We start from the raw sequence: 14,285 nt of genomic DNA on the forward strand, positions 1-14,285 counted from the left end.
CGGTATCGGCCTCTATTTTTTACTGATGCCGAAGCTGGGGGAAGAGGATCGCCAGCGTCGTCTCTACGGCCTGCCGTTTGCGCTGGTGGCCGGCGGCTGCGTCGGCTTCTATGACGGCTTTTTCGGCCCCGGTGCGGGGTCATTTTACGCTCTGGCGTTTGTCACGCTCTGCGGCTTTAACTTGGCGAAATCTACCGCGCACGCCAAGGTGCTTAACGCCACCTCCAATCTCGGTGGCCTACTGCTGTTTATTATCGGCGGCAAGGTGGTATGGGCCACCGGGTTTGTGATGCTTGCCGGGCAGTTTATCGGCGCGCGCCTCGGCTCGCGGCTGGTGCTGAGCAAAGGTCAGAAGCTGATCCGTCCGATGATTGTTATCGTCTCGGCGGTGATGAGCGCCAAGCTTCTTTTTGACAGTCACGGACAGGAGATCCTCCACTGGGTGGGGATACACGCATGAGCAGTACGACACACCGCTACGAACAGCTGATTGAGATCTTCAACGGCTGCTTTGCCGACGATTTTAATACGCGCCTGGTAAAGGGCGACGACGAGCCTATCTACCTCCCGGCCGATGATGAGGTTGACTATCACTGGATCGTTTTCGCCCACGGCTTTTACGCCAGCGCCCTGCATGAGATTTCACACTGGTGCGTCGCCGGTAAGGCACGCCGGGAGCTGGTGGACTTCGGCTACTGGTACTGCCCGGATGGTCGCGATGCCGCTACCCAGGGGCAGTTTGAAGACGTTGAGGTGAAGCCTCAGTCTTTCGAGTGGCTCTTCTGCGTGGCGGCCGGTTTCCCATTTAACGTCAGCTGCGACAACCTCGAAGGCGACGTTGAGCCGGATCGCATCGCCTTCCAGCGCCGGGTGCATGCCCAGGTGATGAGCTGGCTGGAGCAGGGGATCCCCGAGCGTCCGGCGCGGTTTATCAAGGCACTACAGGATTATTATCACACGCCGTCCTTAACGGCAGACCAGTTCCCGTGGCCGGACGATCTGAACTAGCGCCACGGTTTTTAAAGAGGAAAGAAGATGATCGCGGAATTTGAATCACGCATTCTGGCGTTAATTGATGACATGGTTGAGCACGCCAGTGACGATGAGCTTTTCGCCAGCGGTTACCTGAGCGGCCACCTGACGCTGGCCGTCGCCGTGCTGGAAAACGGTGACGATCACTCCCCGGAGGCGGTTTACGCCCAGGTGACCTCCAGCCTTGAGCAGGCGATTCAGGGCGGCGAGCTCTCTCCGCGCGATCGGGTGCTGGTGCTGGAGATGTGGGAGAGGCTCTACCAGCAGGCCAAAGCCTAAGATACGGTCACGCCCGGTGGCGCTACGCTTACCGGGCCTACAAACGGCACCGAGCCACCGTAGGCCGGGCAAACGCAGTGCCGCCCGGCGAAACCATCGTTACACCTGAGCGCGCTTCACCGCCTTACCCTTCAGCAGTTTTCTCACCCACAGACGATTAGGATTCAGCGCCGCCAGGGTCTCAGCCTCCAGCGGGATCGGCTCGTCGCTCATCTGCGCTGCCAGGATCTCTGCCGCCAGCGGCGCGCTGCACAGCCCGCGTGAACCCAACGCGCCAAGCATATACAGCCCCGCATGCACCGGAGCCGAGACAGCGCTCTCCTGATGCTCGGCCAGGTCCGCATAGCGCTCCAGCGTAGCGTCATAATCGGCGACGTTGCCGACCATAGGCAGGTGATCCCGTGTGGCACAGCGCACGCCACAGCGGGCGGATTTGCCGCTGACGTCTACCTCTTCCGCCCACCCGGCCTCCGGGAAGCAGTCGATTAACCGCTGGCGGTTGTGCTGCTGATCCTCTTCGCTGTAGCTCGCCTCCTGCTGGCCGCGATGGTAGCTCGCGCCGATGCAGTGCTCGCCGTTGGCAGGATCCTGCGGCGTCAGGTAGCCGTCGTAGCACAGCACCTGACGCAGCGCCGACAGGCCGGGACGGGTAGGGATGTGGCTCACCTGGCCACCGACGGCGTAGACCGGCAGGTTCTCGGTTTGGGTAAACTGATTAACCCGGTGGCCGTTCGCTAACACTACCGTCTGATGGCAGGCACTTTCACCATGGGTAAACGCTAGCTGCCAGCCCGCCTCTGTGGCAGTGAGGGCGTTAACCTCGGACTGATAATGCACCCGCAGGCCCTGGGCAACCCCCAGTTCCAGCGCGGCAGCGGTGAGCTGGGCCGGACAGAGCCAGCCGCCTGCCGGATACTGAATACCACCGCAGCCGATTTCCACCCCGGTTGTGGCTGTAACCGCTTCGGCATCTACCGCCACGGCCACGTCAGGGGGGAGTTCAAGGCTAAGCATCTGGGCAATCTTCTGCTGGCTCTTCTCGTCCCAGCCAAGCTGGGTGACGCCGCACCAGTCATGATCGAACTCTACCGGCAGGGCGTCGTAGTGCCTGCGGGCAAAGGTAAAGGCGGCGGGGAAGAAGCGGGCCAGGGCCGGATCGTGGGCGCTCAGCAGCGGATAGAGCGCCCCCTGACGATTGCCGGACGCTCCCTGGGCGGGCGCGTCGTCGGCGCAGTAGAGCGTCACCTGCCAGCCGCGACGCAGCAGAGCCAGAGAGAGCAGGGCGCTGGCGATACCGCCGCCGACAATCGCGGCCTCGTTGTTCATCGCTGGAGTACGGGTAAACCACGGCGTGCGCCGTGGGATGCTGAGCGTCTGCTGCATCTCGCCGGTCAGCATCTCACGCTTGCGGCCAAACCCCTTTCTTTTTTGCATGGTGAAGCCCGCCTCCTGCAATCCCCGACGGACAAAGCCAGCGGAGGTAAAGGTGGCGAGCGTGCCGCCTGGGCGCGCCAGACGGGCCATGGCATCGAACAGCGACGGCGTCCACATATCCGGGTTTTTCGCCGGAGCGAAGCCGTCGAGAAACCAGGCGTCAACCTTCTGGTTGAGTGAATCATCCAGCGCTTCGGTTAAAGTATTGATATCGCCAAACCAGAGATCGAGCGTGACGCGTCCGCCCGCCAGCAGCAGACGGTGACAGCCCGGTATAGCCTGCGGCCACTGCGCCTGGAGCTGCTCAGCCCACGGGGCCAGCTCGGGCCAGTGCCGGTGCGCCTGGGCGAGATCCGCTGCCCTTAGCGGAAATTTTTCGAAACTGATGAAGTGTAATCTTTGCAGCGTAGCCTGCGGGTGGGAGAGCAGAAACGCATCAAACGCCTGCCACAGCGTAAGAAAGTTCAGCCCGGTGCCGAAACCGCTTTCGGCAACGATAAACAGCGGGCGCGGGTGCACTGGAAAACGGGTGCCTAGCTGGTTGCCGTCGAGGAAAACATGGCGCGTCTCCTCAAGTCCATTATCATTAGAGAAATAGACGTCGTCGAAATCTCGGGAAACAGGTGTACCCTCAGCGTTGAATTCGAGGTTGGCAGATTGTATAGCGGTTTGTTTCACGTAAGTTACTCGTGTGGCAGGCAGTGGCACGATCTTAACGATGTCGGCCCGCTGGCGCAAATTTCTCCAGAAATTGGCTGATCGGACTTGTTCGGCGTACAACTGTACGCTATCTTGCGAATCGAATCTTAAAATAGTGCGACTTACAGAGGTATTGAATGAAACGTGCAGTGATTACTGGCTTGGGCATCGTTTCCAGCATCGGTAATAACCAGCAGGAAGTCCTCGCATCTCTGCGTGAAGGGCGCTCAGGGATTACTTTCTCCCAGGAATTTCACGATTCCGGTATGCGCAGCCACGTATGGGGTAATGTAAAACTGGACACCACGGGCCTGATTGACCGCAAAGTGGTGCGTTTCATGAACGATGCCGCCATTTATGCCTTCCTCTCCATGCAGGAGGCCATCGCGGATGCTGGCCTGAGCGAAGAGGTTTACCAGAACAATCCACGCGTGGGCCTGATCGCTGGTTCCGGCGGCTCTTCCAAAGCCCAGGTCTTTGGTGCAGACGCTATGCGTAGCCCGCGCGGCCTGAAAGCGGTTGGCCCGTATGTGGTCACCAAAGCGATGGGCTCGGCGGTCTCCGCCTGCCTCGCGACGCCGTTCAAAATCCACGGCGTAAACTACTCTATCAGCTCCGCCTGTGCGACCTCTGCACACTGTATCGGTAACGCGGTTGAGCAGATCCAGCTGGGCAAACAGGACATCGTCTTTGCCGGCGGCGGCGAAGAGCTGGGCTGGGAAATGGCCTGTGAGTTCGACGCGATGGGCGCGCTCTCTACCAAGTACAATGACGATCCGGCGAAAGCCTCCCGTACCTACGATGCTAACCGTGACGGTTTCGTTATCGCAGGCGGCGGCGGTATGGTCGTGGTTGAAGAGCTGGAGCACGCTCTGGCACGCGGCGCGAAAATCTATGCTGAGATCGTGGGCTACGGTGCTACCTCCGACGGCGCTGACATGGTGGCTCCGTCTGGCGAAGGCGCGGTGCGCTGCATGCAGATGGCGATGCACGGTCTGGACACCCCGATCGACTACCTGAACTCCCACGGCACCTCTACCCCGGTAGGCGACGTGAAAGAGCTGGGTGCGATCCGTGAAGTGTTCGGCGACAACAGCCCGGCTATCTCTGCTACTAAAGCGATGACCGGCCACTCGCTGGGCGCGGCGGGCGTGCAGGAAGCGATCTACTCCCTGCTGATGCTGGAGCACGGCTTTATCGCCCCGAGCATCAACATCGAAGAGATGGACGAGAAAGCAGAAGGTCTGAACATCGTCACCGAGACCACCGAGCGTCAGCTGAACACCGTGATGTCCAACAGCTTCGGCTTTGGCGGCACCAACGCCACGCTGGTGATGCGCAAGCTGAACAAATAATTGCCCTTCGGCAACATAAAAAGGAGCCTCGTGGCTCCTTTTTTTATGGCTAACGCCGTAGGCAATTATGTGACATGCGTCCGGCAATCTGCCGCATCGGTTGCTATCCTCGAGTAGATTCCAACGAAGAGGAGGGTACAGATGCCTGGATTTAAAGCAGATTTTCTCTGGGGCGGTGCGGTCGCCGCGCATCAGCTGGAAGGCGGCTGGCAGGAGGGGGGTAAAGGCGTCAGCGTTGCGGACGTGATGACCGCCGGGCGGCATGGCGTGCCGCGAGAGATTACCGAAGGCGTCATCGAGGGGAAATATTACCCCAACCATGAAGGCATCGACTTTTACCATCGCTACCCGCAGGACATTAAGCTGTTTGCGGAGATGGGCTTTAAATGCTTCCGCACCTCCATCGCCTGGACACGTATCTTTCCCCGCGGCGACGAGCTGGAGCCGAACGAGGCCGGGCTGCAGTTCTATGACGATCTCTTCGACGAGTGCCTGAAGTACAACATCGAGCCGGTGATCACCCTCTCACACTTTGAGATGCCCTATCACCTGGTCACCGAATACGGCGGCTGGCGCAACCGCCAGACGATTGAGTTCTTCGTTCGCTTTGCCAAAGCCGTTTTCACTCGTTACCAGAAGAAAGTGAAGTACTGGATGACCTTTAACGAGATCAACAACCAGGCCAACTTCAACGAGGACTTTGCGCCGTTCACCAACTCGGGGCTGCACTACAAGCCGGGCGAAGATCGCGAGAAGATCATGTACCAGGCCGCGCACTATGAGCTGGTAGCCAGCGCGCTGGCGGTAGAAGCGGGGCACGCCATTAACCCGGATTTCCAGATTGGCTGCATGATCGCCATGTGCCCGGTCTATCCGCTCACCTGCGATCCCAACGACATGATGATGTCGGTCAACGCCATGCACCGCCGCTACTGGTTTGCCGACGTGCACGTCCGCGGCACCTACCCGAAACACACCCTGAACTACTTTGCGCGCAAAGCGTTTAATCTCGATATCACCGAGGAGGATCTGCGTATCCTGCAGCGCGGCTGCGTCGATTACATTGGCTTTAGCTACTACATGTCGTTCGCCACCAAGGCCACGGAGGATAACCCCCGCCTCGACTATGACGAAACCAAAAGCCTGGTCACTAACCCGTGGGTAAAAGCCTCCGACTGGGGCTGGCAGATCGATCCGGTGGGGTTACGCTACTCGCTGAACTACTTCTACGATCTCTATCAGCTGCCGCTGTTTATTGTCGAGAACGGCTTTGGTGCCATCGATAAGCTGGAGGCAGACGGCACGGTGGACGACAGCTACCGCATCGCCTACCTGGGCGACCATATTCGTGAAATGAAGAAGGCGGTAGAGGAGGACGGCGTCGAGCTGATGGGCTATACCCCATGGGGCTGCATCGATCTGGTCTCGGCGGGCACCGGCGAGATGAAAAAACGCTACGGTTTTATCTATGTCGATAAGGACAACGAGGGCCACGGCACGCTGGCGCGCAGCAAGAAAAAATCGTTCGACTGGTACAAAGAGGTGATCGGAAGCAACGGCGAGAAGCTGTAGTCGGGAAAAGCCAGTCAGCGGCTGCGCTGACTGGCATCACATGACGATCAGGGGATAATGCGCTCGCTCTTCAGCCGGTCAAACAGCCCGGTAAAGGAGTCCAGCGTGCTGCGATAGCCGATAAACCCGGCCTTGCGGCTTTTACTCATATCGGTAAAGGCCTCCATCGGGCGTCCCAGGTCGGCATCAGTATGCCACCACGACACTAGCTTGTTGATGTCCGCCTCGCGCAGCTGATGGTGCGCGGCAATGGTTCGCCATGCGGCCTCGGCCTCCAGCATCCGGCCCTCCAGCGGCATCATCTTCTCAGGGTAGGGCGCGGCCTCAATACCAAAATACGCGGCGAGGCGCGGCCACAGCCAGTTCCAGCGGAACACCTCCCCGTTAACGGCGTTGAAGTCCTGGTTAGCCGCCGCCGGGCTGGTGGCCGCCCACTCCAGCTGCTCGGCCAGCAGGCCAGCATCGGTCACGTCCGACACGCCGTTCCACTGTTCGGGAGAGCCAGGGAAGATAAAGGGCCAGCCTTTTTCCCGGCACAGGGTGGCGTAGACTGCCAGCGTCTGGCCCATGTTCATGGCATTGCCCAGCGCGTAGCCGACAATGGTATGCGGACGATGCACGCTCCAGCGGTAGCCATACTTCTCCGCTCCGGCGAAAAGCGCGTCCTCCTGGGCGTAGTAGAAGTTCTCCACCGGCTGGCGGCCCTGCTCCTCGCGGAAGGGGGTTACCGGCACCGCGCCTTTGCCGTAGGCTTCAAAGGGACCAAGATAATGCTTAAGCCCGGTCACTAGCGCCACGTGCGCGCCGTGCAGGCGGTTACCCAGCGCGTCAATGACGTTTTTCACCATTGCGCCGTTTACGCGAATATTCTCTTTCTCGCTCTCCTGACGCGCCCAGACGCTAAAGAAGAGTGCATCGGGTTTAACCGACTTCAGCGCCTCGTTAACCGCCGCCGCGTCGGTCAAATCTGCCGTCAGGCTGGTGCAGCCCGGCAGTACCTCGCCGCGTCCACGAGACAGGCCAGTCACCTCCCAGCCCTCCTCCAGTAGTCTTTCTGCCAGGGCGCGACCAATCACGCCGCTGATTCCGACTATCAATGCTTTTTTGCGCATCGCGCTCTCCTCTTAATTAGGCCAGATAAAAAGCCTAATAGAGAATTGCGTTCTTATCCCGGTTATCTGCACCAGGCGCGCGTTAAATCACCAGCCAGATCAGCGCCAGCACCACCAGCAGGGCGAGAGCAATCAGGCCTGGGCGGGCAGAGAGCGTGCGGAACGACTCCATCACCGGCGCGAACAGCGGGTTATAGATCGGCTGGATATGACGCGGCTCCAGCAGAGCCTCGTTGCGCTCGGCGCGGCGCAGGAAGATGTAGTTGAGCAGATCCTGAACCTGGGCGGTGGTCAGCACCGTCTGCGGCGTCACCTGATACGTCTGCTGGGCATAATCCTGAACGCGCTGCCATTCGTGCTCGTCCAGGGGCTGCTTCAGGGCCGACTGCAACGTATGCAGGGTCGGTGCCGTCTGGGTGCTTAACGTCTGGCGCGCCTGCAGCCAGGTCAGCAGGTGAGCAAACTGTTTCGCCGGGATCGGCTCTCCGGTCTTGACGCCGGAAAGCTCAATCATCGACTGCCAGATAAGCTTGCTGGACTCACCCGTAGCCGCCGCCAGCCGGGTAACCGCCTGGTTGAGCGTATTGTGTTCGGCAGGCAGCATCGGGCGATCGGTGGCCGGGCGCTGCTGCGGCTGGGGGATTGCCAGCTCGCCTTTCTGCAGCATCACCAGCACGGTTTTAAGCTGCTCGGGAGAGAGCTGGCTGAGGGCCGTCTGACCAAACTGGTGGCGGATAAAGTCGCTCACCGCCTGGCGATTGTTACCCTGGCCCAGCAGCTCCGTCAGCTGCGAAAGCACCTGGCGGTTGGCGTTATTCTGGACGGCGCTCTCGAGTCGCTGGCTCAGGCTCTGCTCGGCGGCAGGGAAGTGCTTTGAGAGCAGCGGTGCGTCGTTTTTTAAACCCAGATCGTGCTTCACCCCGGCCCAGACTTCGGCGCTCTGCTGCTGCGTCAGGGCCACCAGACGGGTAATCAGCCTCTCCAGCACCGTGCGCTGTTGAGTAGAGAGGGGCTGGTCGCCTGCGGCGGTGGGGGGAGTGGTCGGCTCTTGCCCGGGAGGGCGCGCCGGCGCACCCTGAATGGGTTGCATCATTTCTGTCCTTATCTCTTACGTATGCGGCTCGCGTAACGGTCTGCGGCATTGTCGGTATGCCTGGCGGCGAGATTATGGCACACTTGCGCCGTTATCTCCCGTTCTCATACAGGTACCGTAACGTGAAAATCCTCGTTGATGAAAATATGCCTTATGCCCGCGAACTCTTTAGCCGTCTGGGCGAGGTCAAACCCGTTCCTGGCCGTCCGATCCCGGTAGAGGCGCTGGCCGACGCGCAGGCATTAATGGTGCGCTCCGTCACTAAGGTCAATGCATCGCTGCTCAGCGGGACCGCCGTTAAGTTCGTCGGTACGGCCACCGCCGGAACCGATCATGTCGATCAGCAGTGGCTGGGCGAGGCGGGGATTGGTTTCTCGGCCGCACCGGGCTGCAACGCGATTGCGGTAGTGGAGTATGTCTTCTCCGCCCTGTTGATGCTGGCCGAGCGCGACGGCTTTACGCTGAAAGATCGCACCGTGGGCATCGTCGGCGTTGGCAACGTTGGGTCGCGTTTACAGGCGCGGCTGGAGGCATGGGGCGTGCGCACCCTGCTGTGCGATCCGCCGCGTGCCGATCGGGGCGACGCGGAAGATTTCCGTCCGCTGGAGGATCTGGTCCGCGAGGCCGATATTCTCACCTTCCATACGCCGCTGTTCAAAGAGGGGCCGTATAAAACCCTGCACCTTGCCGACGAGGCGCTGATTAGCGCCCTGAAACCTGGCGCGATCCTCATCAACGCCTGCCGGGGCAGGGTAGTGGACAACGCTGCGCTGCTCACGCGTCTTGAGGCCGGACAGGATCTCAGCGTGGTGCTGGACGTGTGGGAGCCGGAGCCGGATCTCAACGTCGAGCTGCTCAAGCGCGTTGATATCGGCACGCCGCACATCGCAGGCTATACGCTTGAGGGCAAGGCGCGCGGGACCACTCAGGTCTTTGAGGCCTTCAGCGCCTTTATTGGTCACCGCCAGCAGGTAGCTCTTGATACCCTGCTGCCCGCGCCGGAATTTGGCCGCATCACCCTGCACGGGCCACTCGATCAGCCAACGCTGAAAAGATTAGCCCATTTGGTGTATGATGTGCGCCGCGACGATGCACCCCTGCGTAAAGTGGCGGGCATCCCGGGTGAATTTGATAAGCTGCGCAAAAACTATCTTGAGCGCCGCGAGTGGTCATCGCTCTATATTCAGTGTGACGACGCCGAGGCGGCGAGCCTGCTGCACAAGCTCGGTTTTAGCGCCGTCTATCACCCGACGCACTAAACTTATTCTCTTTCGCTCTCCGCCAGACGGCGGGGAGCGTACTGCTATTGTCTGGAGTAAACCACCATGTCAGAAGGCTGGAACATTGCCATCCTGGGCGCGACCGGCGCTGTCGGCGAAGCCCTGCTCGAAACGCTTGCTGAGCGTCAGTTCCCGGTGGGCGATCTGTATGCGCTAGCCCGTCAGGAGAGCGCCGGTAAAGATCTCCGCTATGCGGGGAAAACTGTCTACGTTCAGGACGCCGCCGAGTTTGACTGGACTCAGGCGCAGCTGGCCTTTTTCGTGGCCGGGGCGGAGGCTTCAGCCACCTATATTGAAGAGGCAACCAACGCGGGCTGCCTGGTGATCGACGCCAGCGGGCTGTTTGCGCTGGAGCCGGACGTGCCGCTGGTCGTGCCCGACGTTAACCCCTTCGTGCTGGCCGACTACCGCAACCGCAACGTGATTGCCGTTGCCGACAGTCTCACCAGCCAGCTGCTAACCGCGCTGAAACCGTTGATTGAAGAGGGCGGCCTGTCGCGTATCTCCGTGACAAACCTGCTGTCGGTTTCTGGCCAGGGTAAGGCGGCGGTAGATGCGCTGGCCGGGCAGAGCGCCAGGCTGCTCAACGGCATTCCCGTCGACGAAGATGACTATTTTGGCCGCCAGCTGGCGTTCAACATGCTGCCGCTGCGCGTGGATGGCGAAGGCAGCGTGCCTGACGAGCGCCGCGTCGTTGACCAGGTGCGCAAGGTGCTGCAGGACGAGGGGCTGATGATCTCCGTCAGCAGCGTCCAGTCGCCGGTCTTCTACGGCCATGCGCAGATGGTGAGCTTTGAAGCCCTGCGTCCGCTGGCGGCGGAAGAGGCACGCGATGCCTTTGCCCGTGGCGAAGATATCGTTCTCTCCGAAGCTGGCGAATTCCCGACCCAGGTGGGCGATGCCTCCGGTAATACTCAGCTCTCCGTTGGCTGCGTGCGTAACGACTACGGCATGCCGGAGCAGATCCAGTTCTGGTCCGTAGCGGACAACGTACGCTTCGGTGGCGCGCTAATGGCGGTGAAGATCGCTGAGAAGCTGGTCCAGGAGTATCTCTACTGATGTCAGAGGTGCAGGAGAAGCCGGTCTATCGGATCGCGCTGGGCATTGAGTACGACGGCAGCAAATATTACGGCTGGCAGCGGCAGAACGAAGTTCGCAGCGTGCAGGAGAAGCTGGAGAAGGCGCTCTCCCAGGTTGCTAACGAGCCGATCTCGGTCTTCTGCGCGGGCCGCACCGACGCAGGCGTGCACGGCACAGGGCAGGTGGTGCACTTCGAGACCACCGCCCTGCGTAAAGACGCCGCCTGGACGCTGGGCGTAAATGCGAATTTACCTGGTGACATTGCGGTGCGCTGGGTGAAAGATGTGCCCGATGATTTTCATGCCCGATTTAGCGCCACGGCTCGCCGTTACCGCTACGTCATCTACAATCATCGGTTGCGTCCGGCGGTGCTTGGCCAGGGCGTAACCCACTACCATCAGCCGCTGGACGCGGAGCGGATGCAGCGCGCCGCCCAGTGCCTGATTGGTGAGAATGACTTTACCTCGTTCCGGGCGGTACAGTGCCAGTCGCGCACGCCGTGGCGTAACGTGATGCACATTAACGTCACCCGTTACGGTGCATATGTGGTGGTCGATATCAAAGCCAATGCCTTTGTACATCATATGGTCAGGAATATTGTCGGCAGCCTGATGGAAGTAGGTAGCCACAACCAGCCGGAGAGCTGGATAGCAGAGCTGTTGGCGGCAAAGGATCGTCGGCTTGCAGCAGCAACGGCAAAAGCGGAAGGGCTGTACCTGGTGGCGGTGGACTATCCCGCCAGGTTTGACCTGCCCGTGTTGCCAATGGGTCCGCTGTTTTTAGCGGACTAAATGCAGACAGACAAAGGCTAATGACATGGATTTTATCTACTTTCTGATCGACTTTATCCTGCACATTGACGTGCATCTGGCGGAGCTGGTGGCCGAATACGGTATCTGGATCTATGCCATTCTGTTCCTGATATTGTTCTGTGAGACCGGGCTGGTGGTGACGCCGTTCCTGCCGGGCGACTCGCTGCTGTTTGTGGCCGGGGCGCTCTCCGCGCTGCCGAGCAACGATCTCAACGTGCACATGATGGTGATGCTGATGATTGTCGCCGCGATCCTTGGCGATGCGGTGAACTACACCATTGGCCGCCTGTTTGGCGACCGGCTCTTCAGCAATCCCAACTCCAGAATCTTCCGTCGCAGCTACCTCGATAAGACCCACGCCTTCTACGACAAGCACGGCGGCAAGACGATAATTCTGGCGCGATTTGTGCCGATCGTCAGAACATTCGCGCCATTTGTGGCGGGAATGGGCCATATGTCCTATCGTCACTTTGCGGCCTACAACGTCATCGGCGCGCTGCTATGGGTGCTGCTGTTCACCTATGCAGGCTACCTGTTTGGCGATCTGCCGGTGGTGCAGGAGAATCTGAAGCTGATGATCGTCGCGATTATCGTGCTCTCTATCCTGCCAGGCGTGGTCGAAATTATTCGTCATCGACGGGCGGCTTCTCGACAGGCAAAATAGGAACCCGGCAACGGTTCGACCACTTTTTTGTCCCAAGTTGCCGACTGTTATGTTTTAATGTGCACCATTTATGGGCTACCAGGTTCATGCAGAAAGGTTATCAATGAGCTGGATTGAACGAATTAAAAGCAATATTACCCCCACCCGCAAGGCAAGCATCCCTGAGGGCGTGTGGACCAAATGTGACAGCTGCGGTCAGGTGCTTTACCGTGCCGAACTGGAGCGTAACCTTGAGGTCTGCCCGAAATGTGACCACCACATGCGTATGTCAGCGCGTAATCGCCTGCATAGCCTGCTGGACGAAGGGTCAATGGTGGAGCTGGGTAGCGAGCTTGAGCCGAAAGATGTGCTGAAGTTCCGCGACTCCAAGAAATACAAAGACCGTCTGGCGACCGCGCAGAAAGAGACCGGCGAGAAAGACGCGCTGGTGGTGATGAAAGGCACCCTGCACGAGCAGCCGGTTGTGGCGGCGGCCTTCGAGTTTGCCTTTATGGGCGGCTCTATGGGGTCAGTCGTCGGCGCACGTTTTGTGCGTGCCGTTGAGCAGGCGCTGGAAGACAACTGCCCGCTGATCTGCTTCTCCGCCTCTGGCGGCGCGCGTATGCAGGAAGCGCTGATGTCCCTGATGCAGATGGCCAAAACCTCTGCTGCGCTGGCAAAAATGCAGGAGCGCGGTCTGCCGTACATCTCCGTGCTGACCGACCCGACCATGGGCGGCGTCTCTGCAAGCTTTGCGATGCTGGGCGACCTGAACATCGCCGAGCCGAAAGCGCTTATCGGCTTTGCCGGTCCGCGCGTCATTGAGCAGACCGTGCGTGAGAAACTGCCGCCGGGCTTCCAGCGCAGTGAGTTCCTGATCGAGAAAGGCGCGATCGATATGATCGTGCGTCGTCCGGAGCTGCGCCTGAAGCTGGCGAGCATCCTGGCGAAGCTGATGAACCAGCCTGCGCCAAACCCGGATGCACCGCGTGAAAGCGTGGTGGTACCGCCGGTACCGGATCAGGAAGTCGGCATCTGATAAACCAGAGGGCAGGGCCAGCCGGCTCTGCCTTTTTTCTTTTCACACTGGCAGCAATCCCCGGGCACTATGGAAACGAAAAGCACTCCTCAAGCCACGTCGCCCCTGGCCACGTGGCTTTCTTATCTGGAAAACCTGCACGGTAAAACCATCGATATGGGACTTGAGCGCGTCAGCCGGGTGGCCGCTGCGCTGGAGGTACTGAAGCCTGCGCCTTTCGTCTTTACCGTGGCAGGCACCAACGGCAAAGGCACCACCTGCCGCACGCTGGAGTCGATTCTGCTGGCGGCGGGCTACCGGGTTGGCGTCTACAGCTCGCCTCATCTGGTGCGCTATACCGAGCGCGTACGCGTACAGGGCGGCGAGCTGTCCGAGCTGGAGCATACCCGCTCGTTTGCCGCCATTGAAACCGCCCGGGGCGAAACCTCGCTGACCTACTTTGAGTACGGCACCCTGTCTGCGCTGTGGCTGTTTAAGCAGGCCGCGCTGGACGTGGTGATCCTTGAGGTCGGGCTGGGCGGACGGCTGGATGCCACCAACATGGTGGATGCGGACGTGGCAGTAGTCACCAGTATTGCCCTCGATCACACCGACTGGCTCGGACCGGATCGCGAGAGCATTGGCCGGGAGAAGGCCGGTATCTTCCGCAGTGGTAAACCTGCCGTGGTAGGGGAACCCGACATGCCGCACACTATTGCCGACGTGGCAGCGGAGAAGGGGGCAAAGCTCCTGCGCCGTGGGGTCGACTGGCGTTATGCAGTGGCGGATAATAGCTGGACGTTTGAGGATGCGGCAGGCGAGCTGAACGCGCTGCCGCTGCCCCAGGTTCCGCAGCCAAATGCGGCCACCGCCCTG

General features: G+C 60.2%; 14 protein-coding genes. 11 read left to right on the plus strand and 3 right to left on the minus strand.

Annotated elements, in window-relative coordinates:
- The 3 genes from RTP97_RS20050 to RTP97_RS20060 form a co-directional block, all read left to right on the plus strand.
- On the plus strand, positions 1 to 460 hold a 460-nt coding region (locus tag RTP97_RS20050), incomplete at its 5' end, for a TSUP family transporter (protein WP_312416764.1).
- Positions 457 to 1,008: an elongation factor P hydroxylase gene (locus tag RTP97_RS20055; protein ID WP_312416766.1), complete on the plus strand. Its 552-nt coding sequence runs from the start codon at positions 457 to 459 to the stop codon at positions 1,006 to 1,008. The genes RTP97_RS20050 and RTP97_RS20055, both read left to right, overlap by 4 nt.
- Before the next feature lie 27 nt (positions 1,009 to 1,035).
- Complete coding sequence (locus RTP97_RS20060; protein WP_312416769.1) at positions 1,036 to 1,311, plus strand: YfcL family protein; 276 nt, start codon at positions 1,036 to 1,038, stop codon at positions 1,309 to 1,311.
- 99 nt (positions 1,312 to 1,410) lie between these two features.
- On the opposite strand, the gene mnmC is transcribed toward RTP97_RS20060, so the two are convergent.
- Complete coding sequence (gene mnmC / locus RTP97_RS20065) at positions 1,411 to 3,423, minus strand: bifunctional tRNA (5-methylaminomethyl-2-thiouridine)(34)-methyltransferase MnmD/FAD-dependent 5-carboxymethylaminomethyl-2-thiouridine(34) oxidoreductase MnmC (protein WP_312416772.1); 2,013 nt, start codon at positions 3,421 to 3,423, stop codon at positions 1,411 to 1,413.
- Positions 3,424 to 3,581: 158 nt separating this feature from the next.
- Between mnmC and fabB the strand changes: the two genes are divergently transcribed.
- Together fabB and RTP97_RS20075 are read left to right on the plus strand one after the other, a co-directional pair.
- Positions 3,582 to 4,799 carry a beta-ketoacyl-ACP synthase I gene (gene fabB / locus RTP97_RS20070; RefSeq protein WP_312212311.1) on the plus strand — a complete coding sequence of 406 codons (1,218 nt, stop codon included), beginning with the start codon at positions 3,582 to 3,584 and terminating at the stop codon, positions 4,797 to 4,799.
- A 141-nt stretch (positions 4,800 to 4,940) separates the two neighbouring features.
- The gene (locus RTP97_RS20075; protein ID WP_312416775.1) at positions 4,941 to 6,371 is read left to right on the plus strand and encodes a 6-phospho-beta-glucosidase; all 1,431 of its coding nucleotides are present in this window, start codon (positions 4,941 to 4,943) and stop codon (positions 6,369 to 6,371) included.
- 47 nt (positions 6,372 to 6,418) lie between these two features.
- On the opposite strand, the gene RTP97_RS20080 is transcribed toward RTP97_RS20075, so the two are convergent.
- A complete protein-coding gene (locus RTP97_RS20080) occupies positions 6,419 to 7,483 on the minus strand; it encodes an SDR family oxidoreductase (RefSeq protein ID WP_312416778.1) in 1,065 nt (354 codons plus the stop codon).
- Positions 7,484 to 7,565: 82 nt separating this feature from the next.
- Positions 7,566 to 8,573: a flagella biosynthesis regulator Flk gene (gene flk / locus RTP97_RS20085; protein WP_312416792.1), complete on the minus strand. Its 1,008-nt coding sequence runs from the start codon at positions 8,571 to 8,573 to the stop codon at positions 7,566 to 7,568.
- 125 nt (positions 8,574 to 8,698) lie between these two features.
- Here flk and pdxB point away from each other — a divergent pair, with 125 nt between their 5' ends.
- From pdxB to folC, 6 genes are all read left to right on the plus strand, one after another.
- Positions 8,699 to 9,835, plus strand: a complete 1,137-nt coding sequence (pdxB, locus tag RTP97_RS20090) for a 4-phosphoerythronate dehydrogenase PdxB (RefSeq protein WP_312416781.1) — start codon at positions 8,699 to 8,701, stop codon at positions 9,833 to 9,835.
- Between the two features lie 66 nt (positions 9,836 to 9,901).
- Positions 9,902 to 10,915 carry an aspartate-semialdehyde dehydrogenase gene (locus RTP97_RS20095; protein ID WP_312416783.1) on the plus strand — a complete coding sequence of 338 codons (1,014 nt, stop codon included), beginning with the start codon at positions 9,902 to 9,904 and terminating at the stop codon, positions 10,913 to 10,915.
- Positions 10,915 to 11,727: a tRNA pseudouridine(38-40) synthase TruA gene (truA, locus tag RTP97_RS20100; protein WP_312416785.1), complete on the plus strand. Its 813-nt coding sequence runs from the start codon at positions 10,915 to 10,917 to the stop codon at positions 11,725 to 11,727. The genes RTP97_RS20095 and truA overlap by 1 nt, the downstream gene beginning before the upstream one ends.
- 25 nt (positions 11,728 to 11,752) lie before the next feature.
- On the plus strand, positions 11,753 to 12,412 hold the full coding sequence (locus RTP97_RS20105) for a DedA family protein (protein ID WP_312212305.1): 660 nt from the start codon (positions 11,753 to 11,755) through the stop codon (positions 12,410 to 12,412).
- A 103-nt stretch (positions 12,413 to 12,515) separates the two neighbouring features.
- Entirely contained in the window at positions 12,516 to 13,430 is a 915-nt protein-coding gene (gene accD / locus RTP97_RS20110; RefSeq protein WP_312212304.1) for an acetyl-CoA carboxylase, carboxyltransferase subunit beta, read from the plus strand.
- Between the two features lie 69 nt (positions 13,431 to 13,499).
- On the plus strand, positions 13,500 to 14,285 hold a 786-nt coding region (folC, locus tag RTP97_RS20115), incomplete at its 3' end, for a bifunctional tetrahydrofolate synthase/dihydrofolate synthase (RefSeq protein ID WP_312416789.1).

The organism is Pseudescherichia sp. (genome assembly GCF_031998825.1).
Classification (GTDB): Bacteria; Pseudomonadota; Gammaproteobacteria; order Enterobacterales; family Enterobacteriaceae; genus Pseudescherichia.

What these genes read in the sequence shown, in the direction of transcription:
- RTP97_RS20055 (WP_312416766.1), top strand. Translation starts at nt 457, where the DNA reads ATGAGCAGTACGACACACCGCTACGAACAGCTGATTGAGATCTTCAAC.
- RTP97_RS20060 (WP_312416769.1), top strand. Translation starts at nt 1,036, where the DNA reads ATGATCGCGGAATTTGAATCACGCATTCTGGCGTTAATTGATGACATG.
- fabB (WP_312212311.1), top strand. Translation starts at nt 3,582, where the DNA reads ATGAAACGTGCAGTGATTACTGGCTTGGGCATCGTTTCCAGCATCGGT.
- RTP97_RS20075 (WP_312416775.1), top strand. Translation starts at nt 4,941, where the DNA reads ATGCCTGGATTTAAAGCAGATTTTCTCTGGGGCGGTGCGGTCGCCGCG.
- RTP97_RS20080 (WP_312416778.1), bottom strand. Translation starts at nt 7,483, where the DNA reads ATGCGCAAAAAAGCATTGATAGTCGGAATCAGCGGCGTGATTGGTCGC.
- flk (WP_312416792.1), bottom strand. Translation starts at nt 8,573, where the DNA reads ATGCAACCCATTCAGGGTGCGCCGGCGCGCCCTCCCGGGCAAGAGCCG.
- RTP97_RS20095 (WP_312416783.1), top strand. Translation starts at nt 9,902, where the DNA reads ATGTCAGAAGGCTGGAACATTGCCATCCTGGGCGCGACCGGCGCTGTC.
- truA (WP_312416785.1), top strand. Translation starts at nt 10,915, where the DNA reads ATGTCAGAGGTGCAGGAGAAGCCGGTCTATCGGATCGCGCTGGGCATT.
- RTP97_RS20105 (WP_312212305.1), top strand. Translation starts at nt 11,753, where the DNA reads ATGGATTTTATCTACTTTCTGATCGACTTTATCCTGCACATTGACGTG.
- accD (WP_312212304.1), top strand. Translation starts at nt 12,516, where the DNA reads ATGAGCTGGATTGAACGAATTAAAAGCAATATTACCCCCACCCGCAAG.